This window comes from Pantoea sp. Taur (genome assembly GCF_009830025.1).
Lineage (GTDB): Bacteria > Pseudomonadota > Gammaproteobacteria > Enterobacterales > Enterobacteriaceae > Pantoea > Pantoea communis.
The window spans coordinates 17,622-41,288 of record NZ_SZZZ01000025.1 but is presented as its reverse complement, the minus strand read 5'-3'; the positions used below and the strand labels follow the sequence as shown (position 1 = coordinate 41,288).

Here is a 23,667-nt window from a genome sequence, read left to right as displayed (position 1 = left end):
ACAGAACAGGGGCCCCCGGGCCCCGTATGATTAACAGGACGCGGCACGGTGAGGCGGAAGCTGCGTGGCCATAACGGCCGCGGGCACATCAGCCTTTTCCTGCCGCAGGGTTCTGCCGCGGTTGGCCTTTTCAAGCCAGGTGCGGAAATGCGTCATCATGGCCGCCGCATGCTGCGCGTCCGGCGTGCGGTAAATCAGCAGCCGGCTTTTGGTCTGGTTTGAGAAGTCGAGGGCATAAATCTCGATGACGGCCTCGCGCTGCTCGCTTTCAATTGCTGTGAAATGCATGTCGGGCCAGCGGTTCACCTTCAGCATAAACTCACTTAAAATCATTTTTTTTCCTCTTATTGTTTTTAAAATCGGTACTCTTTTCACTGGTCCGCCCAGTGTAGAATGGGTTGCGGACTCTGCAAGCCGTCAGCGAGTTATTAAGCGTAAAGGTTTCGTAATCTCCCTGTTTTCAGCACCGGAGATAACTGCAGCATGCGCCAGCAGGAGATATCCGGCAATCTGCCGGTGGGCTATCAGTGCAACAGGCAATAACACACAGGAGAGGCAACCATGCTCAGCGAAAACAGGCTCCGTCACATCGCCGGCGATCCGGACAGCCATGACGCGGAGGCCGTCGCGATGGCGCAGGAGATCCTGCAGCTGCGCCGCACGCTGGGCGCGCCCTGGGCCGTGGTACAGCCGCTGGGCGAGCTGTATGTGGAGGACGGGAACGCGGCCATGATCTGGCCGGCGAGTCTGGCGGAGCGCGGCGACGTCTGCCTGTACCGCCTGGAGAAGCCTTCTCCGGTGGCGGAAACCGCCCCGCCCGCAGCAAAGCAGCGCGGCCGCAGAAAGAAATTACCGGCGCCGGAGTAAGGTATTTTCAGGACAGCATGCCTCTGCCGGACAGCGCTGACGCTGCAGCGCAAAAGTTTTCTACAGGTTCTTCTCCCCCGTTAATGTCCGGACCCGCTGCGCTGTGGTAAGCTCTGCGCCCGAAACCTGCTGCCGGAAAACCCCATGAAAAATGACTTTGAAGAAAAAATGGCCGACATCATGATTGGCGAGGCCGTCACCGCGCTGCTGGAAGAGGACATCGCCATCAGCTGGGCCGTCCTGACGGACCGCCTGCGGGCGGTTATTGAGCATGAAACGGATGAAGACCGCGTTCGCGCAGGGCTGCGCGCCATTGAAGAGGTGCGGCGGGAAATGCAGATTCGCGCCTCTGAAAAGACCGGGGTGCACGGCACTGACGGTATGTCAGCGCAGAAGCTTCACTGAAGTCACCCGGGGCGCTGCCGTATCCCCGGGGTCGCCTTTCTGATATACTGTATACTTATCCACCTTACGGACGGAGGTCATATGAACGATGACACCACCGCCGAAGATATCTACGCCGTTATCGGAACGGTCGTGGCGCGCCTTCTTAAGCCGGACCAGCACCTCACCCTTCACGAAATCACCAGCGCCCTGCACAGCATGGGCGAAGCGGCAGGCGCTGCCGGGATGCGCGAAAGCTGCGAACGCGCCGTCAGGCTGCTGGCTCAGCAGATGCACTGACCTTCAGATTCCTCCCGTTCTGACGATCACTCCTCGCGCAATGACGGTGACGTGCCACACTGATAAATGTGAAATCGTTTAAACCGGGAGATGCCTGTGAAAGTCTGGATTGCCGTAACCCTCGCCGCCGCCGTCAGCTGCTCCGTGTGGGCTTCACAGGGAGGGTTTGACTCACCGGCTGCGCTGTCTGCCGCGCACGTCACACAGCAGAAGTAGCCTCAGAAGCCTTCGTCGTCGGGCGTTTTGCCCACTACGATTTCCAGCGCGCTGCGCAGCACGTCAAGCTGGACCACGTCTGAGGTGCTCTCGAGTTCGGCGATCAGATAAAGAATGATCGCTTTGCTGGTGACCTTTTTGCCGTGAATAACGATGTCGCGGATGACGGCGTCCAGCACGGCGGTCTCGGCGGCCAGCGCGTCGCCGCCGCTGCGGAAGTGCTGGATGATGTCGGCTTCGGTGGTGGTGTGATGTTCGTTAAGCTGCATGATGTTATCCGTCAGGCCCTGCGGGCAAAAGTGGCCAGGCTCAGTGCCTTAAATAAAAACGGCCACCCTCCGGTAGCCGCGTCCTGCGGGCGTCCTGCCACTCTCCGCACTGGTCGGAGATACGTTCTTCAGTTTAATTATTATTACCGCCATCAGGGCCGGTCAGGGCACCGAATGCCAGCACGTCAGCGTCGCGGCTCTCACGCGACTGTACAAACTCACTCTGCACCTCGCCCAGCGCCAGGGCAATGGCTGCACGCCTTTCCGGATTCGTCTCGCCGCCGTTCATAGCGCGAAGCTGGCGTGCCACGCCGTCTGCGCTGATATCATCTTCGCTGCTCATCAGCGCGACCACCGCCTCGCCCAGCACAACGTCGGCCAGACGAGTTAAATCTTTATTATTCATACCCGCATCTTCCGGTTCGTGCCTTCCGGGCAGGATGGCAGGACGGCCATTCCGGGCGGTCCTGAATGCATGCTGCGGGTCCCGCCTCATAACACCGGGGTAACTCAGCGTTCAAACAGCATGCCGATTAGCGTCTGGTAATGACGCTCTTCTTCCTGATTCGCTGCCACTTCAAGGCGGCGCAGCAGTTTGGTGCAGATGGCCATACGGTTAAGGTTCTTGCCTGCGCGCAGGATTTCAACGACAATCTGCCCCAGCGTTTCCTGCTGGGTCGGCGCCGATGCCTTGCTGAAGTAATGCGCAATGTCGCTGGCGGAATCCGGGAATCTCGTATTGCTCTGACGCATGGTGAACCTCTCAATGGTTAAAATGTAGTCGGCTCTGTCTGACCGTAAAGTTATACAACTAAATCAAACTTGTACAGCAATTGTGTTGTTGTACAGCTTATCTTTTTGTGCAAAAAGTGCTAGATGTTACTAAACAGTAACTTATGTGAGTATCAGCGCGCGAATGATGAGCGGGTTAACGAAGGGGTTGTACAACAGTCAGAACAGCATGCTCAGCTCAGGGGCCGGGGTACAGGGAAGAAGCCTGCCCGGTATCATCCGAACAGGCGGGGGATGCCTTCAGTGCGCTGAGCCGCGGCCTGATGCGGTAATCCATCTCAGCTCGTCCCGGTTGCCCGGTAATGACTCAAACCTGCGGAGCCAGCGTTTCGCCCCTCTTATCTGCACGCAGCGCGCAGGATTTTCCTCTGCAGCGGCCATCTCAGCCAGCTCGCGGATAAGCGAGCCAACGGTAATGTCCGCATTATTCATCGCCAGATGAACTGCCGCTTCGCCAATAATCATCTGGTTCTGGTCATGGTCATTATCAGGCATGCTTTACTCTCCCTCCGCTTTATTACGGTATCTCAGTGTAGTCACTTAACGGACTGAAAACCGGTTCCGTTTAAATACTTTCCGCGCATTATCCCGTCAGTCAGAATTACGCTCAGCCGCACAGCAATAAAAAACACCCTGAATTCAGATGCATGACAGATTATCAGAGGTAAATATCGGAAAATACTGAATAAAACTTATGTGTAGTCTGAAATCGTTTTCATCCGGAGATGCAGCCTGAGCATGTGAATGTTTCGGGATTTAATCTCAGAAGAGGATTTAACATGGCCTGAAAAATATGGATGATAAGCATGCAGGTTACTGGCTATTAATATGCGCCACATATCAGAAAAATCAGGGGGTAAGCCCTGTTGATTATTCTCCTTTAACCTCAGAGATAATTAGGAAATAAAGATTCCCTAATTAAGCGCGCCGGGATAAAATTTACTTCCGGCGCGCGTCCGTGTGGTTTTATTTAAACTTCAGGTTTTGGGCTCCGCCGGCTGATAAGTCCGCCTTTACGACCGGCCTCGCGCGCGCGATCGGGACAGTTTTTGAAGTTACCGCCGCTGACGGCGCCGCCTTTGCTGCCCGCTTCAGAGGCGCGTGCCGGGTCGGCCGCGAAGTTTCCGGCTCCCCCGCGTCTTGCTGTTGTCATGATGTCTTCCTCAGTTAAAAGATGTCCTGTATTTCAGACGGTTATATTGTGGCACGTCGGTACAGGACTGCCCGCGTTCGGCACACTTTTTTTCAGGGGTATGACGGCGGACACGCATTACTGGGTGGCTGAACCTGAAATGCGGGCCCGCTGGCCCCTCACGCTTGCGACTTGAGCAATATGCGCCAGGCTGTGTGTGCGGAACGGCGCGTGACACCCCTCCGGTGGAGAGTTGTTCTGCAGGCGCGCCGTGCCGCATTCGTATTACTTCTGCGCAGCGTTCAGGGGGTGCGTGCTGATGACAACCCGTCGCCGCAGATGGCTTTCAGGCTCCGCGCCCCAGCAGAAGGCGGCCCAGTGGCCGCAGAACGCCAGCCAGCTGCGCACCGGGTGCAGACAGCCCGATTCACCTGTGCCGTCCCACACGTACACGTAGTGCTCCGGGTCGCGCAGCGCCCAGGCCACCATTCCCTCCCACATCACTTTTGCCGCGTTGGTCTGCGCGCTGTCGGTAATGATGATCGACCAGCGATGCAGAAAATGGCAGAAAAAACGCCGCGCCAGGCCGTGCACCGCCCCCTCATGCTGAGGCTGGCGGGTGCGCCATACCATAACCTGTATGCAGGCGCGCTCCGGCGAGGTGAAGTCTTCGGTTTCCTCCAGCCGCACCGCATAAACGGTCTCCGGATCACGCTCCTGCGTGATCAGCCTGAACTGTCGCTCTGCTCTGTTCTCCCAGAGGGTGTAGCCGAACGGCGTCACAAACCCGGGCAACGTAAAAGGCTCTGCGTCGCGGGCAAGAAAGGCGCGGGTATCGGCCCGGTTGGTGTCTTCCGGATTCAGCACCTGGCTGAAGCTGGTATCGGGCAGGGTAATGGGCATGCTGTCGTCCGCCGTTACTTTTCTGTTCACTTAGCCTCCCTGATAACCGGAGCGTTAATTTATACCGCTGAATTGTCTGCAATAACGGGTGGTGCTGTTTAAAAGATAGAGCACCGCAGGATTACTGCTGTACACGCGCCTGTGCATCGGTTACTTTGCGCCCGACCTCATTCACTACGCACGGGTATTTGATGCGACAGGACGGACTACCGCCGGAAAAAGAAGCCGGATTGACCGGCTATTTCAGCCAGGTCACTCACCCCTGCCAGATTGAGCTGCTGGGCCGCATCACCGTTGAAATCCTGCGTCAGGAGCGGCGGCTGACGCGCACCGCCTTGTGCCTGAAACTGATAGGGCGCCTCGACGGTGCCGACGATGAGGCCGAGAGAGAACACCTGAAGGTTCTTCTCAGAATGCTGTTTAATCGCTGAGCCTGAGGGGTAACACCGGGAGTTCACCGGTCACGAAACGTTCGTCCAGGGAAGAGAGCGTCAAACGGAATGCCGTGCAGTCATGGCGCATAACAACGGTTCGCAGATGCCGGTTACAGATCAACCAGACCTCGTCGCGGTCGTTGGAAAGAATGAAATACGCGTCAGACGTTTCCGAAGGATTAAAGCATCCCAGCGCCCTGTAGGCCGTCGTGAGGCTGAACCCGCTCAGCAGCGGCAGCGGCCGCGGGCCGCCCGGCAGTTCTTCCACCCTGAGATACAGCCCCTGTTCCATCCAGAGCATTGCCACCTTCGTAGCGCTTCTTCATTCTTCAGTAAAAGTTACGGTGCCGGGTGCCTCCCGGTGATTCAGAAAGGCTACCACCTGAATCGCGCTTTTGTTCCTGCTGTACCTGTGTAGCCTGGCCCCGTCGCATAGAGGGATTCACCGTGTTCAGAGCATAGCAGCCAGTCAGCTTTGTTTTCTGACATCACAAAAAATAGTGAAGCAGGACGTTATCTACTGCTGCACCCATTGAATCAAAAAACATGAATTTATTTTTCATAAAACTACCGGATACATTTGGGAGAATGTGATTCTGGTTAACAATGCTCGCCAATTGACTGACAAAGAGAAGGAATTAACTGAAATGATTATGCTGAGAAAAAGCCCGATGGCGGCCAGGTTGTTCTGATTAGTCAGGTCAATGGGGGGAAGCGGAAAACCAGCCCATTTTGGACCAGTAAGCACTTGTTCTGAAGCCAGATAATATCACCTCGACACTACCAGTGTTCCGCACTGGCCCCTGCTTCCGGACAGCTGCGAAGCGAAAAAATCAGGACAAATCGCCAGGTCTGGAAAAAAATCCCGGGACGGTACCCGGGAAAAAGATTCAGTTTCCATTACACCCAAATCCGGAGGAGTTCCGGACCGGAAATAACTATAGACAGAATAGAAGGCGTGTCAAAATTTTTCGATAAATCATGTTTTTGGCAAATGCGCATGGGATATTTTCTTTCAACATGCAGCAGGCTTACCCGGCCTTATGTATCTAAGCAATACATTCTTTTTTAAAACTTCGAACCCTGTACGCAATATCCTGAACGAATAGCACCGAGAGCCAACCACAATAAGCAGTCCCGCCCGGCAGACTTTGTGCGCAGACTACATGACTCACCGTCGCAATGAGCTGTTTTATTCACATCCATACAATCAGGCAGTACGTTACTCGTGGTCGGACCTTAGCTGTGAATACCTGACCCTGCCAGAATTTTTTTCACCGGGCTGTCATGATCCCCTCAGGCGACTACACTCAGATGCGCCTCACCGCCCTTACTCACCTGCAGGCACTTACCGGAGGCATCACCCTGCCCCGCCGCCGGTATGGAAGGTATATCCTGTGCATTGCATTAAGGTGTGAATGTGAATTCTCAGCCTGAAACCCTTCTGTCGCAGAAAAGACTGGCAGCGATAAGCTCCGGATTGTCAGTCTCAGTCCACGCCGGATTAATTAAATGTGTACTTCACGCTACCGCTATACCGGACGTGCTGACGCTCTGGAAAAATTATGCAAAGAGTTACCGCCCTGACGTTACTGAGATATAAGCACTGGATGGATGCCGGGATGCTCAGCGCCATTGCCGAAACGGACGCGCGCCGTTTCCGCGCTGAACACCGGGAAATGCTCAGGCTCATGTACCACATGCACGCCACTGACATGCTCATTCGTGCCAACCTGAAGGGGGAAGCGCCATCCCGGCCGAATATCAGACCGCGCAGGCCGCCTGAGCAGGCAGTCCTGGTGCCGTGCATGCTGGCCTGCTCCGGCTGGTTCATTGAATATGCGGCCGGCATGACGGCGGAAGCCTGGGATCGCCCCATCATTTATCAGCGCAGAGACGAAAAGATGGCGCAGACAAGCCCCCTCAGCCTTATCGAGCAGGTGATACTGCATGGTACGCGACACCGCGGCGCGGTGAGCTGGCTTATCAAAGCGTGTGGCATTCAGCCCCCTCAGGACGTGGTGTCACATTTTCTGCGTAAACAGCTGACGTCTTTCGACACAAGGGGCTGAAGGAATGGCGATAATCCCAAAGTTTTGCCGCAAATCCGGCCGTATCGGCAAAATCGGGCGAAATAAGGCATGAGGCCTGCTAATCAATTGCTGATGAAATTTCAGCAGAAAAGTTATCGGACTTACATCCGGGGGTTTCCGGATGAGAACATTCCGAAAAAAAGCGGCCTAATCTTAAATAACAATCTATGTAAATTATAGGGTTACGGATTAGGCAATGCGATGTTAGATTGGTGTGCGACATTAGCAGTGCTTAACCCCACCTCTGCGAGAGAGCGTTGTTCCGGCGTGAACAAACAGGCCCACTGATACTCATTAAGTGGGCTTTTTTTTGATAAAAATTTTTGCTCATTACGGTCAGTCATTTCAATTTTAATCCCCTCAGTTTCAGTGCCATTCTTCGTCTGCGTCACACAGCAAATAAGCCGTTTTGTCCTTAATCCGGGGTTTGGATGAGTTACATTTTTCACCGCCGCGAGCCGGAAGATAAAAAGATCATTGTGATAAATGAACAATGGCAGATTACATACTGGATGCTCACTTTACAGACTACGCAGGATAAGCTGGTGAAAGCTCTTAAAACGGTGGGCACAGACCCGGAAACCGTTAAGCGCTATCTCCTACACTGAGCTTTCTGACTTACCCACCTCCCGGTGGGTTTTTTATTTATATCGGGCCGCCCGGGAGTGCAGCGTGACTGAACCCGGACAGTTCCGGTGACACGCTCTTCGTAGTAAGTCAGGCTCGCTGGCTGGCTGTAAGGGCATTAGCCGGAAGTTGGATCAGAAACAGAGAACTCTGAGAAAACAGTTTAACCACAACGCTACTTCCTCTTTGTGCTCAACCCTGCAGGCCAGAATGGTGGGCACCCTCAACTCAGGTTTCAGTCGACTCTGTAATTTCTTGCGGCCATCCTGCCGCTTTTTCACTCACGGCGTTATGTTCACAACGAAAGCCTTTTTATTCCCGCCTGGCATGTCATACGTCGAAATCAGCATTCTTCCGAAAGCAAATGCATTTCTAAGGATTCAGAGTACACCGCCAGGACAACCATACCTGCAGACATGGCAGCTAACTGTAATTGATTACGTTTCGATAAAAGCAATCTCAATCGTCAGCCTGATTCAGGTCTTTTCGGGCAGGCTGACAGCCGTCGTATCAATGGCTGGAACCGGGACACAATATCAGCTGTTTTTTGCGGAAAAAATAACCCTACCGACTATGTTGATGAGAGAAGCCACAGGTGCAGCGCTGAGGGGATACGACCGCGTCGCATATCATGCGTGAACATACCCCCTGTCTCTGAGTTCGGGTAACGCGGTTATTTTATTCGGGCTAAGAAGAATCCCCCCTGCTGCTGAAAGCGCTCTGCCTGAGTGCCGTCATAGCGGGAATGTCCGGCACGCTTCTCCCACGCATACTTCGCACATGACAGTTCATACAGGGTTTTCCGGACGGTCATCGGGACAGTGAAACACCATAGTTGGGGGATAATAGAAAAGTGCAGTAATTGCACTTTTTCAGGTTTTTTCAAGAGGAGAGCACATGACAGGATGGCATCTGAGGCTGTGGCGCAGGAGTATGCTCTGGAGCCGGGAGCGCGCGGCGGCAGAGCTCGGCGTGAGCCTGCGTACGTACAAAAGCTATGAAAATGCAGAAGAGATTAAACGCTCGGTGGCACTGGCAACGGTGACGCTTTCGCTTACCGGTATGATGCCCGCACTCAGAACTCAGCAGCTGAGCGCAGAACGTCTGCTACAGCTCCTCGGCGAGATGACGGAAAGCGTCAGTACGGAAATCTGACCGGGCCAGCGTGAACTGACCGTGAACGAAGAACAGGAAACAGCGAATAAAAAAATCCCGGGCGGCTGGCCCGGGAGCAACAGGAGTAAGCACTTCCGGTCTGAGGCCGGTGATGTTGGATCCTGAGAGCATGTCAGATATTGCAATACGTCACACTGGTGTTGGCACGAGGAATAACACACGCGATAAGAATAGCGCCCGACGCGTTTTTATTTGCCAGGAAGCGTCTGATTTAACAGGGCGAGGTGCCGGTACGGTTACAGTTTATTAATCGCCCTGGTGAAATCGGGGTGAGAAATTCCGTACCGGCACTGGAAAATTTAGCATACTCACCGCGTTCAGGTATCGCGGTCTCCGGGTAGCGAAACGCCTTCCCGCCACAGCTGCCACATGGCCTGCCTGATGCTCCAGAATCCGGGCGAGTAAAACACGCGCCCAAGTTTCTCTGCGATGGCCGGCGTCACCGGCTTACTATCGCACAGCAGTGACCAGACATCCCGCTGTGCCAGACCGGATTTCAGACAAAGTGATTTTACCGTCATGTCATGTTCAGCGAGCAGGTAGGCCAGAAAGCGGCCGGGCGAGGTGCGGCCATCCATAGAGCCCAGGGGTCCGTGAGGGTGATAGCCCGAGCATAAGAGGACATCGGCAGCTGCACAAGATCTGTACCACAGATTGTGAGAAATCCGCTGCAAAACTCACACCGGGGGACAGAGGTGAGATTAAGGTGTGGCGAAGGTGGGATAGCAGGCTGCAGAAACAGAAAGGCCCGGAATAAATCCGGGCCATCTGGAACCAGTGTGGTGTCATCCTGACACCGAGCTTGCCGTGTCATTATAGCGGGCTTTAACAGAGTAATATGTCAGGACATAGAAAAGTTTGTCTTCCGGTAAGGTTTTAGAATGTCTTATACGCTTACCAGGGCAGATTTGGACCGCGTTATTCAGGCAGGGCCTGCCGTTTTAATGGTTCTTCCTGACCTAGAAGACGCCGGTTGGAACTCTGTTACTGGCATGAAGGTAAAGGGGATGAGTACGGGATATGTTTTTGAAAAAGCCCGGGGCGGACCCGGGAATAATTCAACGATTCACCTAACCATTACTGGATCTAAAGACACAGTGCAATAATCATGGCCTGTACGTACCGGCTGTCAAATAAATCCGCAAAATAAATCCGACATTTCATCCCTTAATGACCGTTACTCTGCGCTTTTACACCCCGCGTTTTCCATGCAAAAAAGTCCCTTCAGATACCCGGCCGGATGTTTCAATTTGTTAGTTTTAAAAATAATGCAGATAAATAACCTACAGTTTGTAGTGTGTATCCGTCAGGTTGGCGGGTAAAACTCACTAAGAGCAGACGAAACTAAGGATTAACTATGGTTGATAAATCAGAAGTTCTGGACCATGCCCAGGTAGTGGACGTTAACGGTGAGCACGTGGGTATCGTTGACCATTTTGAAGGCGATGACAAAATCAAACTGGCAAAAAGTGACCCGGAAGCCGGTGGCCAGCACCACATCATTCCTTTCAGCTGGGTGAAGGAAGTGGATGACAATAAAGTGATTCTTTCCAAATCCAAGGATGAAGTCGAGAGCGAGTGGCAGGCCGTCTAAGCAAACCGCCGCGGCAGAACGCCGCGGCAAACTTTAACGCTTTATAGTTATTACTGCAAAATCCCCTGGTACTGAACACATCATTTTTTCTCACGCATTTATATTCTGATGTACTCCCGTAAAATCCGCCATCTGAAACCAATATTTTATTTTTTGTCCATATGACAGATTTTTCTTCTGGTGAATGCACCAGTTGCGTCTACAGTGAATCCTGAGGTTGTTATTTTCCCGAAAAGGAGGATTTGCTGTGTTTTATCACGACGATGAGAAAGGCCATATCATTATCGGAGAGGCAGCGGTCAGCCTGGCGGTCGCCGGCCAGGACATTTCGGTGGAGTCCCTTATAAAGGAGCTCTCCGTAATGGCTGAAGGTGACGTCAGCGACGCGAAGCTTGCGGAAATCTTTGACGCCAGACGCTGGCTCCAGGGTTTTCGAAAGTACAGCAGTCGTGAGCAGGCCGAGCTGCACTGGATGACGATGACGGGCCAGGAAAACGACGGATAACACAACCAGGAACGTAGACCGGCTCCGGCCGTGACACGACGATGAAAGACCAGCCTCGTATCGGGCGCGCTCTGCGCGTGCCGGCCGGAGAAACTGTCAGGGACGACACCTCCGCACCACTTCAGCTACGCATCCCGTCCTATACCCCTCTGTTTTATAAGCATAAGCATTTTTTGCAAAAAAAAAGCATCACATCCTGCAACATATATCTGTACAGCTTTTATTTTTTTGTATAACTTTCCGCGCATCAGCACCCGAACACATTTTAACCGTCCCTTTTACGAGAGAATAATCATGCGCCAGAACAGCCTTAAACCTGAAACTGCGGGAGACATTGCCCGTTACTTTACCGAAGCAAAGCTTCCCTCGCAGCAGGAAACGCTGGGGCAGATTGTGGTTGAAATTCTTCGCAGCGGCGCCGCCCTGAACCGGCCGGCCATCTGCGCGAAACTGGTTCGCCGGCTGGAGCTGGCGGGCGGAGCGGAAGAAGAGCAGCACTACCGTACGCTAATCGGCCTGCTTTTTGGCCGCGAGCAGGCGGTCTGAAGCCCATCTGCTGCAGTGACCGCAGGTTTCATTTCATTGTGGATATCAAATCCGGTGCGGCCTGACCGGATTGAACATCAGCCAGCCGCGTAAGCGGCGGCCGGTACAGGAAGGTGCCCCTCTACTGACACCCGGAAAGCGGTATGTACAGAAATAAAAGCGAAAAAATAATGGATATTGCTATTGGTGAGGCTGTGGCCGGATTGCTCAGCGAGAACGCGCCGGTGTCCGGTACAACGCTGGCGGTCAGGCTGATGGAGATGGCGGCCGGCGAGACGCGCCCGGAAAGGGCTGAAGCACTCCGGATGGCGCTGGATGAAGTTATTGCCGCATTGCCGGCGACGCGCCTGCTGCTGAATCCCGAACTGCTGTTCCTGACCGAAGACAGGCCGCCTCCGGGCACCCGTCAGCACTGAATACCAGCATTCTCCGTCAGGCCGCGGAGGCAGGATGGAGCCTGCAGAAACGGGTCGTCACTGGCGACCTCAACCTTGTTTATCCCGGACGATGGGTTATGCAACAGAACACAACAGAACAAGACATCCTGCGGGCGCTCAGTGAACGTGGCGACCAGCTGGCCCCTGAAACAGAAGTTATCTGCGCCGTACTCGAAGGCCTCAGAGCCCGGGGTGGACGCGTGCTGCGAAAAGACATCATCCTAGCCCTTATAGCGGAGCTGGAGATTACTTCAGACGTAGTCAGGCTTGACGTCCTGCGCGGTGCGCTTGAGATCGTGGTGGGCTATCCGCACGACATTGATGATGAATAGTTAACCCTGCCGCATTTAACGCCCGAAACGCTTCAACCGTCTGACAACAGCCTGCTCTGCAGGCTTTTTTTCGTCTGGTGCCAGAGTGCTCAGGCGAACGTGAGCAGAATGAACGGGGTGAATGCGAAGCGCACTGCTTCGTACCAGGCCGGGCCCGAACGATCCCCCTTCATCACCGAGGCTTAAATCAGTGGATTCAGCCGCTGTGGGAGGCTGGCGATGAACTTAAACCGGCAGTGCGGCAGAATGAAGCCCGGCGGCGGAACGCCGGGCTGTCTGTGTACAGTCAGGAGGCGCCTCCCCGCGGCACCTGACCCGATATCATCATAAGCCCTGTGAAGGGATCCTGCCTGAAATAATATTTTTGCTGCCGCCTCAGCCAGATAAACGCTTTTCCTGACAGCGCGTCAGGCTTTCTCTTGCCAGATAAATGCCGCCCAATAATACTGTACACATAACCAGCATTATAGAGAGGAGGATTTATGCGCAATTTACATAGAGCATTCACACATTGCTACAGCCTTGCTAAGAGAGCACGGTTGTGAAACCTGCGGAATATGCACCCGGCCTGACGCTACTCTGGCTCCCCGTGTTCACACCGCGCATACGCGTACCACTCTATGCCGAGCCGTGTGCGGCGGGATTTCCCTCCCCCGCCGCCGATTATGTCGAAAAAGAGCTGGATCTGAACGAGCTCTGCATCCGCCGGCGCGCCTACACGTTCTTCGTGCGCGCAAGCGGCAGCAGCATGGAAGGCCTTGGGCTTTATGACGGCGACGTCATGGTGGTTGACCGGGCGGAGGAGGCGGCGCACGGTGATATTGTGATGGCTGAGGTGGAAGGTGATTTTACGGTTAAACGCCTGCATCTGCTCGGCGTGGCCACCTGGGGCGTTAACAGCACGCGCGCGGCGGAGGTAACGATGCCTATGTTTGGCCTAGTGAACTCGTTTTACGCCAGCTGTGAGGTACTGTTTCGTCTGGGCCTGCGCGATAAACCGGTTGTGGTGATGCCGAATAACGACGGCTGCGTGATCGTACGCAGCGCCGGTTATGTGGAATCGAAAATCAAATGACTCAGGCGATCAATTATTAATAACACATGAGTGAAAACTCAGATAAGCATTGTTTCCTGCATATCTGTGACATTTGTCTTAGCTGAAGCTTAATTGTTGTAGGGAACTGGGAATCCAATACGAACAACGTTCTTCCCGAACGGCCCCATTTGAATTATCCCGCATGCGGCGCTGAGGCTATAAGGGGGCTACAGGTGGTAGCCATTATATGTATAGTCCCTTTAGGGAAGCTCACAAATACTATGGGTATTTAAACAGGAGGCGCTAGTGATTCAATTGCCATTCTCATAGCAAGATGTTCCTCTCCGGTAAGTTCCCTGAATCTGTCCGCTAGTTTGTTAATCTCCGCAACAAGAAGAGGGCGGCTTGTTTCTTCTCCCCTGGCTGCTTTCTGAATAGCCACCTGTCCAATTATCTGGCACGCATCATCGAAGTTTTGTTCCAGTTGTTGGCTCAATACTGACACATTCACCTCTCTTAGTAGGGCGGCACAAGGTCATAACATATTAGAGATTGAATTATAATGTGTAGAAATCCAATTAGAAAAAAATGAAAAGATTATGAAAAATTGTGGCATTGTAAAAATTAGGGGGCTAAGCTGGAAGTGTTAAGAAATCCATCGCTTTTCTTATATTTTCCCTCGCCATCCTCCGACGAGGGATTTTTTTATAGATTAATTTTTCACAGCATCACTGAAAGCGGCTAACAAAACTTTCACAAGGGCATCTTCTTTCCTCTTTTTCCTGCATTAGTATCACATGTATCCAGGCACTTTAAATGGTGCCATATAAAATGATTTAAGCAGGAAGCCGTCGGTAGACGTTGCCCTGAAGGATAAGTCGCTGCAGTACGCACAGTGCGTTGAGTTCAGAGGCAGGTCAGGGCGTAAACTGCTGCAAACCATCAGATGGGTTAAAAATCTAAGTCGCCGGAATCAATAACCGGAATTATTAGAAAACAAACGAGGCATACCCTCTTCAGAATCGCCAGTATGTATCGCGGTCAATTCCAAATAACATAGACGCTATAAAGCTCGGCATTAAAATGGGCGCACCGTTGTTTCAGATAAAGATGCAGGATTTTGCAGAATGCGCTCACATCTTTAGCAGTAATTATGCGCTAAAGTGATATGAGTATCCATGTGATGTCATATATGAAAAAATGGTGCCGCGACTAAGGTATATTTAGTAAATGAAGTTTTTTTGATTTTCCTCTTTGGAATTAGAAAACGTCCCAATAAGAATTTTTGAATAGGATCCGCGCGCATGTAAAGGCCTGCACCAGCGCCAGGTTTGGGCTAGGTTCTACACGACTGTACCGTTAACTATGTTAGCGCTGTGGGCTAAAAGAATATTACAAGTTCAGAGCATAACGGGCACTGACAAAGGGCAGTTATGAACGCATTTAAATATTGTTAACCCACCAGCCCGAGGACGAACTTTGTGGGTAGTTTTTCAAAATGAAAAAAGGCTGCAGCTTCACGGTGTGTTAACCGCGTTAAGGCACGCAGGACTAACGTAACATAATTGAAGATGGAACCAAGTTGCTGAAATTAATATGGCTCTTGAGATGCTAATACGCTAAAGCAGGCATCGTGCTGAGCGAGCTGTGCCTTGGTAAGGCTTGTAGTTGAAAATGTGGTCTATTTGTACAGAGACCGGCATTATCAATGCCGGTGTCCAAAGTAAAAGCGGTTCGCTAAACTAACAGGCGTATTAAATACCCCGGGTGGAATTCCACCCGGAAATTGAACGATAGCGCACTCACCTTATAGGATTTCTCTTCACGCCTTACTTTTCCTGGTGCTCACCAGACTGGACTCATTTTTCCGATGAAATATCGGATACGCGATACTCGTCACCACGAAACTGATAATCCATGAAATATCGACACCCGGAATTAAATTCGCATAGGGACCGGAAAAGAATGCATTTTCAACAAAGGGCACTTGCACTAAGATTCCAGCGAAATAGACCAGCAATGCCTGGGTATTGAGCAATCCATAACGTCCGCCGTCTGCACGAAATATCGCTTCAACGTCATACTTCTGCTTATTGACATAATAAAAATCCAGTAGATTAATCACAATCCATGGAATCAATACCGCAATCAACGCCAGAATCAAATTGATAAAGAAGGAAACAAAGTTCTGTGATGCTGCCAGCGCGACTAACACGCTTCCCACTAATACCAGTGATGAGACCACTAAACGCACTGCGGCACCCGGCGTCCAGTGTGGACGGAACGTCTGCACAGCGGTGATCAGTGATAATACCGCGCCATACAGATTCATTGAGTTGTGGCAGATAATATTGACCAGGAACAGCACCATCAGAATAGGGCCGAGCCAGCCAGTGGCGTGGCGCACTGACATCATCGCATCGCTTGTCGGTGCGATATTGACGGCCATCATACCGAAGATAAAGGCCAGAATGGTACCGCCGCAGGCGCCTAAGTAAGTGGCTATAAACGGGCGTGCAATACCGACATTGGCGGGCAGATAGCGCGAGTAGTCAGAGGTATAGGGAGAGAAACTGATTTGCCATACCGCACCTATGCAGAAAGTGCCAAACCACCCTGCTGCACTCATGCTGCCGCGAGACCAAAAGTCTGCGGGTAAGGGTTGTGACACCATCAGCGCCAGGCCCAAAATCAGCGCCGCACCCATGATCCATGCACCAACTTTATTGATGCGATGGATAAAATGATAACCGACGATACCAATGGCGGTGGCAAGAATAGCGCCAATGACCGTGGCACTGCTTACCGGCATCGACGGAAAGACGTTGTTGATGACTTTACCGGATAGCGAAATATTCGAGATAAAGAACCCGAGATAAATCACCGTCGTAAAGCTAATCACCAGCAGCGAACCGTAGCGACCAAATTGCGTGCGGCTCTGCACCATTTGGGGAATGCCGACTTTGGGCCCTTGCGCAGAAGTTAACGCAAGGAAGATCCCGCCAAACAGATGACCGGCAATAATCGCGGTTAATGCGGAAATAACATTCAGATGAAACGTTTCGGTGGCAATCGCACCGCTGACTACCGCCAACGGTGCAATGTTGGTACAGAACCACAAGGTAAATAAACTGTGCGATTTACCGTGGCGTTCCGATTCCGGGACATAATCCACTGACTTATTTTCTATAATTTGACTCTGACGTGGTTGTGTATTCACCATACCCTCCAATTCTCAAAATGGGATTGTTTTTTAATGTGGGTAAGACCTTCCTCGCGAAAAAAAGCCACAGCCATCCCGACGAATGGTTTTTCGTCTTCTTATTAAAGAATTGGCGATAAGACTCCCGGTGCTATTTAATGCTTAACAACTGTACCTGTGACGCTCGTCATAAATAACGACGCTGAAAATTCCAACGTTATTTCTGGCAGAGCGCGCATTGATATATGCAAACCAGATTCCCGCAAGGTGCGCATGTCAGCGCACCTTAGCCCCTCAGCGCATAATAAAGGGATCGCTAATCGGCTCATCGCTGGTGCGCAGCCAGATTGTTTTCGTGGTGGTGTATTCCAACGCCGCTTCAATGCCGCCTTCTCGACCAAAGCCAGACTTACCGTAGCCGCCAAATGGCGCCAGCGGTGAAACCACGCGATAAGTATTTAGCCAGACCACGCCGCTGCGCAACTTACGCGTGACGCGATGGGCGCGAGTCAGGTTCTGGGTGAATACGCCTGCCGCCAGACCATACTCTGTGCCGTTGGCTAAACGAATCGCGTCGGCTTCATCTTTAAACGTCAGCACCGACAACACCGGACCAAACAACTCCTGCACCACGCTTTCTGCATTCGGTACGGCGCTGCAATCGAGAATGGTGGGCGGATAATAGAAACCAGGGCGATCAACCGGCTGATTGCCGATCACCAGACGCGCGCCCTGCTCGATGCTGCGACTCACTACCTGCTCGATATTGCTTTTCTGCCGCTCGGTACAAAGTGGACCAAACTGCGTCTCCTGCTGTTGCGGGCAGCCAATCACAATCCCGCGCACTTTGCTGGTGAGCTTTTCAATAAAGGCATCTTTTATCTGCTCATCCAGCAACAGACGCGATCCCGCCACACAGCTCTGTCCTGAGGCAGAGAAGATGGCCGCCACCTGCGCATTGGCTGCACTGTCTAAATCGGCATCGGCAAACACGATAAACGGGGATTTCCCGCCTAATTCCAGGGAGGTACTCGCCAGGTTTTCCGCGCTGTTGCGAATGATGTGACGTGCCGTATCTGCGCCACCAGTAAAGGCAATGTGATCAACCAGCGGATGCTGTGTCAGCACCGTGCCACATCCTTCAGCAAATCCGGTGATCACGTTGATCACGCCAGCCGGAAAACCAGCCTCATGCACCAACTCAGCAAAAGCCAGCAGTGGCGTCGGGGCAACTTCTGCCGCTTTCACCACCACCGTACAGCCGGCCGCGATGGCAGGCCCGATTTTCACCGCGGAGAGAAACAGCTGACTGTTCCAGGGAATAATGGCCGCAACCACCCCCACCGGTTCGCGTTTGATCCAGGTTTCCATATCGGCTTTGTCGATGCTGAGCGTGGCGCCGTCCATCTTGTCGGCCAGTCCGGCATAGAAGCGATAGTATTCCGCCACGTAGGCTATCTGCGCCTGAGTTTCACGGATGATTTTGCCGGTATCGATCGTTTCCAGGCGTGCCAGTTTTGGCGCGTCACGTTCAATCAAATCCGCCAGCTTCAACAGCAATTTGCCGCGCGCACCGGCGGTTAATCCACGCCACGCGTCAGATTCAAACGCACGCGCCGCCGCCTGCACTGCGCGGTCGGTTTGCTCGCCGCGCGCTTCGGCTATATTGGCCCACGGCTCGGCGGTGGCCGGGTTCAGCGAGGTGAACGTCGCTGTACCCGCGTCAAATTGGCCATCGATATAGAGTTTGAAGGATTCCATGACGTCTCCGCTTAGTGAAATGCAGGTGCAACGTATTGAATAAAGCGTTCCAGCGAGGCTTTTTTGCGCTCGAAGGTCATACCGCTGTCCAGCCACAAGGCGTACTCATCGTAGCCCATCGCCTCATAGTTTTTCAGGCGCGCGATCACCTGGTCAGGATTACCGATCGCCAGGTTTTTCCGCATGCCTTCCACGCTGTAATAGGTGTTCGCCGCGATCTCTTCTTCCGTCAGCGGCTTAATCAGGCCTTGCTCCACCGGGCGCTCGTTCTTAAACCAGGCGCCGAAGTAGTTATAAAAACGATTGAGCTCAACAGCGGCTTGCTGCGCATCTGCCTCATCCTCCGCGATGAATCCATGCTGCAGCAGCATGATTTTCAGCGGCTGATCGGGTGCGTATTCACGGCAGGCATCTTTAAAGGTGGTGATCAGGCGCGTGATCTCCTCTTCCCCCTGATGCAACGGCGTACACTGCACGTTGCAACCGTTCTTCACCGCAAACTCATGACTGTTCGGATCGCGGGCGGCGACCCAGATCGGCGGATGCGGCTGCTGTTTAGGCTGTGGCGATGAAGTCGTAGACGGGAAATTCCAGAACTCACCCTTGTGTTCGTAATCCCCTTTCCACAACGCTTTCACTGCCGGAACCAGCTCTCGCATACGCTGGCCCGCTTCCCAGGCATCCATTCCCGGCATCAGACGCTCGTATTCATAGGAGTACGCACCGCGTGCAATCCCGAGGTCCAGACGCCCTTTGGTGATCAAGTCCGTCATTGCCGCTTCGCCCGCCAGGCGGATCGGATGGGTGAATGGCGCAATGATGGTGCCAGTGCCCAGACGCACGTTTTGCGTGCGGCTGGCGATATCCACCAGATTGATAAATGGGTTCGGCGCAATGGTGAAGTTCATACCATGGTGTTCGCCGGTCCAGATAGCGTGCAAACCGCCTTTATCCGCGATTTCACACAGTTCCATCATTTCATCGTACAGCTGGTCCTGTGCGTCATCCGCTGACACGCGTTCCATGTGCAGGAACAGGGAAAGTTTCATACCACCTCCTGATGAGACGGAGTAAAGAAGTGGCGCACTGAGCCTTCAACTTCATCGCCGTAATAAAGGCCGTAATTACCGACGGCATTTTCGCGGATAAACCGATCGACCAGCGATTTCCACGCGCTGTCCGGTACCGGCAGTTGCGCCAGCGCGTGGACATCCACCCATTCGCCCTGCTGTACCGCTGGCAAGGTGCTGCCGGTCGGTTGCGCGCAGAGGAACACGATATGCTGCTGTTTCTTCTGGCGGTCTTCCCAGATGGAGTAGACAAAACCCGGGCTGGCTTCGATGTTGAGTCCATCGAACACCTGTTTCAGGGTTTCACTGACGCTGCGGTTATTCACCGTTTGCGACGGCAGGCCATAACCACTCTCTTTTTTCACCACCAGCGCCTGGCCCGCCGATTCAATCAACGCACTGACCACCACATTAGGCCCGGCAATCAGAGACTCGGCATTCTGATAAGGCGTGAAGTAGGCGCCGCGATAGTAGCCCAGCCCCGGGGTGCCACAGGACTCGAACTGCTCAACTTTGCCGATCAGGATCGCGTGATCACCAGCATCCACCACCTGATGCATCGCGCATTCAAACCAGGCGGAGCTGTCATCCAGCAGCGGTGTGCTGAACTCCCCTTTGCGCCACTTTACCAATGAGAAGCGATCGGCAATCTTCTGCGCGAAGATGTTCGACGTCTCTTTCTGCTGCTCAGCCAGGATGTTGATGGCGAAGTGCGGGCACTGAGTGAAATTGTCGAAATTCGCGGAGCGCTTATCGATGCTCACCAGCAGCAGCGCGGGATCGAGCGATACCGAAGAAAACGAATTGGCGGTAAAACCAATCGGCTGCCCCTGCGCATCGTTGGTGGTGACCACAGTGACACCGGTCATGAAGGCGCCAAAGGCGTCGCGTAACTGTCTGCGTTTATCTGCGTCCATAAGTTAATCCTTTACAGGCTCTTTTTGCGTGACGGCGGCCGCAACCGTATTGAGGAACGATAAAATCTCTTCGTTCACACGGTCGGCATCCGTCAGATTCAACATGTGTTTAGCGTTAGCGACCACCACCGCCTGCCCCTGGCGCGCGGCCTGGGCCATCTGGCGCGTCATGTCTGGATTCGAATTGGCATCCAGTTCACCGGTCATCACCAACACCGGACATTGCATTTCGTTCCAGCGTTCTGAATAAAAGCGATCTCCGGCCGCAAACGCCTGATAGGCGCGGGCATAGCCGTCGAGATTCACCTGCTGCAACCACGCGCCCACTTTTTTACGCAGGGGCTGTTCGTGGTGATCGTCACTGAACCAGCGATCCAGCGGGGCATCGAGCCGCACATTGCCGCTGGCCAGCTCTTGTGCCCGCTGCAACACGGCGTTGCGTGCCGTGTCGTTACGTTTGAACACGCCGCTCATCACAATCGCGTGATTCACCAACTGGGGATAATCGATGGCAATCCCTGCAGTAATCAACGCCCCCATTGAGTGTCCGGCCACGGCAAAGCTGGATTCCGGTTGTGTCTTCAGGAACAGGGCCAGCCACTGCACGTAATCTTTCAGGGTGGCGGGATGGCGAAAGCCGCTGCTTTCGCCATGGCCCGGCATATCCACTGCGATCACGCGGAAATAGCGACTCAGCACGTCCATTTGCGGGAACCAGGCGTCAGCGTTCATGCCGACGCCGTGGATCAACACCAGCGGCGTGCCCTGTCCAGCCTCCAGGTAACTCACCTGGAGACCTAACTCAGATAGCTGCTGGGTTTTTCTGGTCATGGCCTAACTCTTTCAGGTCAAGATAACGGTTGCCGATACGATGATGCGGACGGCCGCCCAGTGCCGCGCCCAACGCGATCACAATCTCATCGCTGAATGGCGCATCATTGATGTTGAACTGCATGGTGAGGTAGTGCTCGCGAGTCCCTTCATCATCGGTGCCCATCATCGGCACCAGAATGGGCGTATTGGCTGGACCGCGGGTGTTGTTAAAGGCCAGATAGGTTTTACCCTTTACCGCTGAGCGGTAATGGTTGCCGAAATGCAGGGTGTGAATCAGCGCTGACGCGTGCTCCAGTTCGCCGTTCAGACCGACGACGGCGCTTTTGCCATAAGCCACAACCTTGTCGCCGCCGCCCGCTTCTTTCACGATTAACCCGGTCAGTAACTCGCCCAACACGGGCGCCATTTCACGAATCTTAGGCGCGAGATCTTCCACGAAACCCTCACCTGCCCACGGATTTTTCACCACGGCAGCCGCCGCAATCATCACCAGCGGTGTCGTCGCCGCTTTGCCGCCGTCGGAGTAAATGGTCTCGGTGGTAACGAACGTCTTGCGTATATCTGGATGCATGGTCAGAACCTCATTCAAGTTAACGGTTTGTTAATCTGGTGTGTCGGGAAGTGATATAACACTGAGATTTCTGGCATGTCAAAAGTTGGTATACCATCATACGGTATTAAATTTTTCCGGCGTTTTTGCTATGCTTAAGCGATGCAAAACCCCGCCATGACTGGGGAGATGAGGATCAAAAAGGCAATGTGTCACCGGCGGTTTGAGCAGCGAGATGAGTGTGATTGAGGTCATAAAAATCACACGAATTATCCGGGCAGTCGTTTCATAACGGCATGAATTCACGAGATTTTGATTATTCCTCAAGGATATTTTTATTTCGTGCTCAGACCGCATGATGAAACTGTGAGCTAACGCTGATTTCAACGGGCGGGCCGGTGAGAAGTCGATAGGCGGTGGTAGCAAAGAGAGTAAAGGCGGCGTTGCTTTCAGAACGGAAACAGTGCTAATAGTTAAAACGCTTGCAGGACATGACATTGACTTCAGGCTGAATTTTTAAATTTCAACGAAGAGACGATTATGGATGCGAGTCATTCCCTAAAAATTGAAAATACGCCGGTGACGTTACGTGAACTGGCGTTGGCTAAAGTTCGTCAGGCCATTATCTCGGGATACTTTAAAGCTGGCGACCGTTTGGTTGAGCGCTCACTGTGTGATGAATTAGGTGTAAGCCGTACCGTGGTGCGCGAAGTGATTCGCTATCTGGAAGCGGAAGGTTTAATTGAAAACCTGCCGAAAAAAGGCCCGATTGTGGCGATATTAACCTGGGAAGTGGCCGAGCAGATTTACGATATTCGTATCCTGCTGGAATCCGAAGCGGCGAAGGATTGCGCAAAATTAGCCACCAGCAGTGATAAAAAGAATCTGCACAAGAAACTCCTGCGCATTGCTAAAGCCTCGCACGATCATGATGATATTGAACGCGTTGAAGCGTCTCAGGCCTTTTATGAAGCACTCTTTTCCATTGCAAAACATCATATTGCGTGGGAAATCGTCCAGCGTCTTAATAGCCGTATCAGTCGACTGCGCGCACTGACCCTGCGCAGTCCGGAGCGCCAGGTGGCGGGTTTTGAACGTATGTCGCGAATTTATGAAGCGATTGAAGAGAACAATGCCGAACACGCGAAAGAGGCCGTCAAACAGCATCTTTCAGAAGCGGCCACGCTGGCTAAATCTATTCTGACTGCCGAGGAAAAATAATGTCTGCTTATTGGATCGCCCACGTCAATATTGAGGATGCACAGCAGTACCAGAATTATATTGAGCTGGCACCGCTTGCGTTTAAAAAATATCAGGCGAAATTTATCGCTCGCGGTGAAAATGCCACCTCACTTGAGGGCGATGAATTTAAGAAACATGTGATCATTGAATTCCCCGATTATCAAACGGCGCTGGACTGCTATCATTCTGACGAGTATCAGTTAGCCAAAAAGCAGCGTGAGAACGTGGCAACGGCCATGATTACCATTGTGGATGGGCTGGCGTAGGTTTTTGGGTAGCAATATTACTCAAGTAGCAGCAATGATGAGAAGCATAGAGGACGGGTATGAGGGTATCTCGACTACTTGCTCACCATCCTTGTGAAAGAATTGGATGGCTGCATTTAGGTGGGTGGCCTGATTCAGGCCATTATCCTTGCGCGCACCCTCACCTTTTACAGCCCAAAATC

General features: G+C 52.9%; 30 protein-coding genes and 1 pseudogene. 15 read left to right on the top strand and 16 right to left on the bottom strand.

The window, feature by feature from the left end; all coding sequences use genetic code 11:
- Nucleotides 1–30: 30 nt before the first annotated feature.
- Nucleotides 31–333 carry a hypothetical protein gene (locus tag FD744_RS22870; RefSeq protein ID WP_052127596.1) on the bottom strand — a complete coding sequence of 101 codons (303 nt, stop codon included), beginning with the start codon at nucleotides 331–333 and terminating at the stop codon, nucleotides 31–33.
- 228 nt (nucleotides 334–561) lie between these two features.
- Here FD744_RS22870 and FD744_RS22865 point away from each other — a divergent pair, with 228 nt between their 5' ends.
- The 3 genes from FD744_RS22865 (at nucleotide 562) to FD744_RS22855 (ending at nucleotide 1,551) form a co-directional block, all read left to right on the top strand.
- Nucleotides 562–867 carry a hypothetical protein gene (locus FD744_RS22865; protein WP_176505757.1) on the top strand — a complete coding sequence of 102 codons (306 nt, stop codon included), beginning with the start codon at nucleotides 562–564 and terminating at the stop codon, nucleotides 865–867.
- Nucleotides 868–1,011: 144 nt separating this feature from the next.
- Nucleotides 1,012–1,272: a hypothetical protein gene (locus FD744_RS22860; protein WP_160869579.1), complete on the top strand. Its 261-nt coding sequence runs from the start codon at nucleotides 1,012–1,014 to the stop codon at nucleotides 1,270–1,272.
- Between the two features lie 81 nt (nucleotides 1,273–1,353).
- Nucleotides 1,354–1,551: a hypothetical protein gene (locus FD744_RS22855; protein WP_160869577.1), complete on the top strand. Its 198-nt coding sequence runs from the start codon at nucleotides 1,354–1,356 to the stop codon at nucleotides 1,549–1,551.
- Nucleotides 1,552–1,769: 218 nt separating this feature from the next.
- Here the strand turns inward: FD744_RS22855 and FD744_RS22850 are convergent, their stop codons facing one another.
- The 6 genes from FD744_RS22850 to FD744_RS22830 all read right to left on the bottom strand — a co-directional run bounded on the left by FD744_RS22850 (nucleotide 1,770) and on the right by FD744_RS22830 (nucleotide 4,893).
- On the bottom strand, nucleotides 1,770–2,036 hold the full coding sequence (locus tag FD744_RS22850) for a biofilm/acid-resistance regulator YmgB/AriR (protein ID WP_160869575.1): 267 nt from the start codon (nucleotides 2,034–2,036) through the stop codon (nucleotides 1,770–1,772).
- A gap of 133 nt (nucleotides 2,037–2,169) precedes the next feature.
- Nucleotides 2,170–2,442 carry a hypothetical protein gene (locus tag FD744_RS22845; RefSeq protein WP_160869573.1) on the bottom strand — a complete coding sequence of 91 codons (273 nt, stop codon included), beginning with the start codon at nucleotides 2,440–2,442 and terminating at the stop codon, nucleotides 2,170–2,172.
- A gap of 104 nt (nucleotides 2,443–2,546) precedes the next feature.
- On the bottom strand, nucleotides 2,547–2,789 hold the full coding sequence (ycgZ, locus tag FD744_RS22840) for a regulatory protein YcgZ (RefSeq protein WP_160869571.1): 243 nt from the start codon (nucleotides 2,787–2,789) through the stop codon (nucleotides 2,547–2,549).
- Between the two features lie 279 nt (nucleotides 2,790–3,068).
- Nucleotides 3,069–3,323, bottom strand: a complete 255-nt coding sequence (locus FD744_RS25440; RefSeq protein WP_202403685.1) for a hypothetical protein — start codon at nucleotides 3,321–3,323, stop codon at nucleotides 3,069–3,071.
- Between the two features lie 475 nt (nucleotides 3,324–3,798).
- A complete protein-coding gene (locus FD744_RS22835; RefSeq protein ID WP_097118170.1) occupies nucleotides 3,799–3,981 on the bottom strand; it encodes a general stress protein in 183 nt (60 codons plus the stop codon).
- A 264-nt stretch (nucleotides 3,982–4,245) separates the two neighbouring features.
- Nucleotides 4,246–4,893, bottom strand: coding sequence for a hypothetical protein (locus tag FD744_RS22830; RefSeq protein ID WP_160869569.1), 648 nt, complete (start codon nucleotides 4,891–4,893; stop codon nucleotides 4,246–4,248).
- 161 nt (nucleotides 4,894–5,054) lie between these two features.
- On the opposite strand from FD744_RS22830, the gene FD744_RS22825 reads away from it, so the two are divergent.
- On the top strand, nucleotides 5,055–5,294 hold the full coding sequence (locus tag FD744_RS22825) for a biofilm development regulator YmgB/AriR family protein (protein WP_045816981.1): 240 nt from the start codon (nucleotides 5,055–5,057) through the stop codon (nucleotides 5,292–5,294).
- Here FD744_RS22825 and FD744_RS22820 read toward each other — a convergent pair.
- Complete coding sequence (locus FD744_RS22820; RefSeq protein WP_160869567.1) at nucleotides 5,284–5,598, bottom strand: hypothetical protein; 315 nt, start codon at nucleotides 5,596–5,598, stop codon at nucleotides 5,284–5,286. The genes FD744_RS22825 and FD744_RS22820 overlap by 11 nt on opposite strands.
- Before the next feature lie 1,264 nt (nucleotides 5,599–6,862).
- Here FD744_RS22820 and FD744_RS22815 point away from each other — a divergent pair.
- Entirely contained in the window at nucleotides 6,863–7,369 is a 507-nt protein-coding gene (locus tag FD744_RS22815) for a DinB family protein (RefSeq protein WP_097118174.1), read from the top strand.
- A gap of 203 nt (nucleotides 7,370–7,572) precedes the next feature.
- Here FD744_RS22815 and FD744_RS25435 read toward each other — a convergent pair whose 3' ends face one another.
- Nucleotides 7,573–7,839 carry a hypothetical protein gene (locus FD744_RS25435; RefSeq protein WP_202403693.1) on the bottom strand — a complete coding sequence of 89 codons (267 nt, stop codon included), beginning with the start codon at nucleotides 7,837–7,839 and terminating at the stop codon, nucleotides 7,573–7,575.
- Between FD744_RS25435 and FD744_RS22810 the strand changes: the two genes are divergently transcribed.
- Entirely contained in the window at nucleotides 7,822–7,998 is a 177-nt protein-coding gene (locus FD744_RS22810) for a DUF3606 domain-containing protein (RefSeq protein WP_072050593.1), read from the top strand. The two genes, FD744_RS25435 and FD744_RS22810, sit on opposite strands and share 18 nt — an antisense overlap.
- Nucleotides 7,999–8,914: 916 nt before the next feature.
- Nucleotides 8,915–9,172, top strand: a complete 258-nt coding sequence (locus FD744_RS22805) for an XRE family transcriptional regulator (protein WP_160869565.1) — start codon at nucleotides 8,915–8,917, stop codon at nucleotides 9,170–9,172.
- A gap of 338 nt (nucleotides 9,173–9,510) precedes the next feature.
- On the opposite strand, the gene FD744_RS22800 is transcribed toward FD744_RS22805, so the two are convergent.
- Entirely contained in the window at nucleotides 9,511–9,771 is a 261-nt protein-coding gene (locus FD744_RS22800; protein ID WP_160869563.1) for an XRE family transcriptional regulator, read from the bottom strand.
- Nucleotides 9,772–10,550: 779 nt separating this feature from the next.
- Here FD744_RS22800 and FD744_RS22795 point away from each other — a divergent pair.
- The 6 genes and pseudogenes from FD744_RS22795 to umuD form a co-directional block, all read left to right on the top strand.
- Nucleotides 10,551–10,787 carry a DUF2171 domain-containing protein gene (locus tag FD744_RS22795; RefSeq protein WP_045816885.1) on the top strand — a complete coding sequence of 79 codons (237 nt, stop codon included), beginning with the start codon at nucleotides 10,551–10,553 and terminating at the stop codon, nucleotides 10,785–10,787.
- A gap of 247 nt (nucleotides 10,788–11,034) precedes the next feature.
- Nucleotides 11,035–11,292, top strand: coding sequence for a hypothetical protein (locus FD744_RS22790; protein ID WP_160833709.1), 258 nt, complete (start codon nucleotides 11,035–11,037; stop codon nucleotides 11,290–11,292).
- Between the two features lie 294 nt (nucleotides 11,293–11,586).
- Entirely contained in the window at nucleotides 11,587–11,838 is a 252-nt protein-coding gene (ycgZ, locus tag FD744_RS22785) for a regulatory protein YcgZ (protein ID WP_160833710.1), read from the top strand.
- Nucleotides 11,839–11,981: 143 nt separating this feature from the next.
- Entirely contained in the window at nucleotides 11,982–12,254 is a 273-nt protein-coding gene (locus tag FD744_RS25430) for a hypothetical protein (RefSeq protein WP_097118180.1), read from the top strand.
- Between the two features lie 98 nt (nucleotides 12,255–12,352).
- Nucleotides 12,353–12,607 (top strand): biofilm development regulator YmgB/AriR family protein, encoded by a 255-nt coding sequence (locus tag FD744_RS22780; protein WP_160833711.1) that lies wholly within the window; start codon nucleotides 12,353–12,355, stop codon nucleotides 12,605–12,607.
- A 568-nt stretch (nucleotides 12,608–13,175) separates the two neighbouring features.
- A pseudogene (umuD, locus tag FD744_RS25425) lies at nucleotides 13,176–13,517 on the top strand (translesion error-prone DNA polymerase V autoproteolytic subunit); the annotation flags it as partial.
- A 1,948-nt stretch (nucleotides 13,518–15,465) separates the two neighbouring features.
- Here umuD and FD744_RS22770 read toward each other — a convergent pair.
- The 6 genes from FD744_RS22770 to FD744_RS22745 all read right to left on the bottom strand — a co-directional run bounded on the left by FD744_RS22770 (nucleotide 15,466) and on the right by FD744_RS22745 (nucleotide 21,998).
- Nucleotides 15,466–16,866 carry a cytosine permease gene (locus tag FD744_RS22770; protein WP_160869559.1) on the bottom strand — a complete coding sequence of 467 codons (1,401 nt, stop codon included), beginning with the start codon at nucleotides 16,864–16,866 and terminating at the stop codon, nucleotides 15,466–15,468.
- 273 nt (nucleotides 16,867–17,139) lie between these two features.
- The gene (locus tag FD744_RS22765; protein WP_160869557.1) at nucleotides 17,140–18,606 is read right to left on the bottom strand and encodes an aldehyde dehydrogenase; all 1,467 of its coding nucleotides are present in this window, start codon (nucleotides 18,604–18,606) and stop codon (nucleotides 17,140–17,142) included.
- 11 nt (nucleotides 18,607–18,617) lie between these two features.
- Nucleotides 18,618–19,655, bottom strand: coding sequence for an LLM class flavin-dependent oxidoreductase (locus FD744_RS22760; protein ID WP_160869555.1), 1,038 nt, complete (start codon nucleotides 19,653–19,655; stop codon nucleotides 18,618–18,620).
- On the bottom strand, nucleotides 19,652–20,593 hold the full coding sequence (locus tag FD744_RS22755; protein WP_160869553.1) for a flavin reductase family protein: 942 nt from the start codon (nucleotides 20,591–20,593) through the stop codon (nucleotides 19,652–19,654). The genes FD744_RS22760 and FD744_RS22755 overlap by 4 nt, the downstream gene beginning before the upstream one ends.
- A gap of 3 nt (nucleotides 20,594–20,596) precedes the next feature.
- Nucleotides 20,597–21,424 (bottom strand): alpha/beta fold hydrolase, encoded by an 828-nt coding sequence (locus FD744_RS22750; protein WP_160869551.1) that lies wholly within the window; start codon nucleotides 21,422–21,424, stop codon nucleotides 20,597–20,599.
- Complete coding sequence (locus tag FD744_RS22745) at nucleotides 21,396–21,998, bottom strand: amino acid synthesis family protein (protein ID WP_034827626.1); 603 nt, start codon at nucleotides 21,996–21,998, stop codon at nucleotides 21,396–21,398. Before FD744_RS22745 ends, FD744_RS22750 begins: the two co-directional genes overlap by 29 nt.
- A gap of 519 nt (nucleotides 21,999–22,517) precedes the next feature.
- Between FD744_RS22745 and FD744_RS22740 the strand changes: the two genes are divergently transcribed.
- The gene (locus FD744_RS22740) at nucleotides 22,518–23,198 is read left to right on the top strand and encodes a GntR family transcriptional regulator (RefSeq protein ID WP_097119759.1); all 681 of its coding nucleotides are present in this window, start codon (nucleotides 22,518–22,520) and stop codon (nucleotides 23,196–23,198) included.
- Complete coding sequence (locus tag FD744_RS22735) at nucleotides 23,198–23,485, top strand: DUF1330 domain-containing protein (protein WP_034827637.1); 288 nt, start codon at nucleotides 23,198–23,200, stop codon at nucleotides 23,483–23,485. The genes FD744_RS22740 and FD744_RS22735 overlap by 1 nt, the downstream gene beginning before the upstream one ends.
- The last annotated feature ends 182 nt before the right edge of the window (nucleotides 23,486–23,667 follow it).

Bases quoted from the DNA above. Each gene is read 5' to 3' on its own strand.
- FD744_RS22860 (WP_160869579.1), top strand. From the start codon at position 1,012: ATGAAAAATGACTTTGAAGAAAAAATGGCCGACATCATGATTGGCGAG.
- FD744_RS22780 (WP_160833711.1), top strand. From the start codon at position 12,353: ATGCAACAGAACACAACAGAACAAGACATCCTGCGGGCGCTCAGTGAA.
- FD744_RS22810 (WP_072050593.1), top strand. From the start codon at position 7,822: ATGAGTTACATTTTTCACCGCCGCGAGCCGGAAGATAAAAAGATCATT.
- FD744_RS22745 (WP_034827626.1), bottom strand. From the start codon at position 21,998: ATGCATCCAGATATACGCAAGACGTTCGTTACCACCGAGACCATTTAC.
- FD744_RS22820 (WP_160869567.1), bottom strand. From the start codon at position 5,598: ATGCTCTGGATGGAACAGGGGCTGTATCTCAGGGTGGAAGAACTGCCG.
- FD744_RS22740 (WP_097119759.1), top strand. From the start codon at position 22,518: ATGGATGCGAGTCATTCCCTAAAAATTGAAAATACGCCGGTGACGTTA.
- ycgZ (WP_160833710.1), top strand. From the start codon at position 11,587: ATGCGCCAGAACAGCCTTAAACCTGAAACTGCGGGAGACATTGCCCGT.
- FD744_RS25440 (WP_202403685.1), bottom strand. From the start codon at position 3,323: ATGCCTGATAATGACCATGACCAGAACCAGATGATTATTGGCGAAGCG.
- FD744_RS22815 (WP_097118174.1), top strand. From the start codon at position 6,863: ATGCAAAGAGTTACCGCCCTGACGTTACTGAGATATAAGCACTGGATG.
- FD744_RS22750 (WP_160869551.1), bottom strand. From the start codon at position 21,424: ATGACCAGAAAAACCCAGCAGCTATCTGAGTTAGGTCTCCAGGTGAGT.
- FD744_RS22765 (WP_160869557.1), bottom strand. From the start codon at position 18,606: ATGGAATCCTTCAAACTCTATATCGATGGCCAATTTGACGCGGGTACA.
- FD744_RS22755 (WP_160869553.1), bottom strand. From the start codon at position 20,593: ATGGACGCAGATAAACGCAGACAGTTACGCGACGCCTTTGGCGCCTTC.
- FD744_RS25430 (WP_097118180.1), top strand. From the start codon at position 11,982: ATGTACAGAAATAAAAGCGAAAAAATAATGGATATTGCTATTGGTGAG.
- FD744_RS22845 (WP_160869573.1), bottom strand. From the start codon at position 2,442: ATGAATAATAAAGATTTAACTCGTCTGGCCGACGTTGTGCTGGGCGAG.
- FD744_RS22735 (WP_034827637.1), top strand. From the start codon at position 23,198: ATGTCTGCTTATTGGATCGCCCACGTCAATATTGAGGATGCACAGCAG.
- FD744_RS22850 (WP_160869575.1), bottom strand. From the start codon at position 2,036: ATGCAGCTTAACGAACATCACACCACCACCGAAGCCGACATCATCCAG.
- FD744_RS22855 (WP_160869577.1), top strand. From the start codon at position 1,354: ATGAACGATGACACCACCGCCGAAGATATCTACGCCGTTATCGGAACG.
- FD744_RS22825 (WP_045816981.1), top strand. From the start codon at position 5,055: ATGCGACAGGACGGACTACCGCCGGAAAAAGAAGCCGGATTGACCGGC.
- ycgZ (WP_160869571.1), bottom strand. From the start codon at position 2,789: ATGCGTCAGAGCAATACGAGATTCCCGGATTCCGCCAGCGACATTGCG.
- FD744_RS22800 (WP_160869563.1), bottom strand. From the start codon at position 9,771: ATGGATGGCCGCACCTCGCCCGGCCGCTTTCTGGCCTACCTGCTCGCT.
- FD744_RS22870 (WP_052127596.1), bottom strand. From the start codon at position 333: ATGATTTTAAGTGAGTTTATGCTGAAGGTGAACCGCTGGCCCGACATG.
- FD744_RS22805 (WP_160869565.1), top strand. From the start codon at position 8,915: ATGACAGGATGGCATCTGAGGCTGTGGCGCAGGAGTATGCTCTGGAGC.
- FD744_RS22795 (WP_045816885.1), top strand. From the start codon at position 10,551: ATGGTTGATAAATCAGAAGTTCTGGACCATGCCCAGGTAGTGGACGTT.
- FD744_RS22865 (WP_176505757.1), top strand. From the start codon at position 562: ATGCTCAGCGAAAACAGGCTCCGTCACATCGCCGGCGATCCGGACAGC.
- FD744_RS22770 (WP_160869559.1), bottom strand. From the start codon at position 16,866: ATGGTGAATACACAACCACGTCAGAGTCAAATTATAGAAAATAAGTCA.
- FD744_RS22835 (WP_097118170.1), bottom strand. From the start codon at position 3,981: ATGACAACAGCAAGACGCGGGGGAGCCGGAAACTTCGCGGCCGACCCG.
- FD744_RS22760 (WP_160869555.1), bottom strand. From the start codon at position 19,655: ATGAAACTTTCCCTGTTCCTGCACATGGAACGCGTGTCAGCGGATGAC.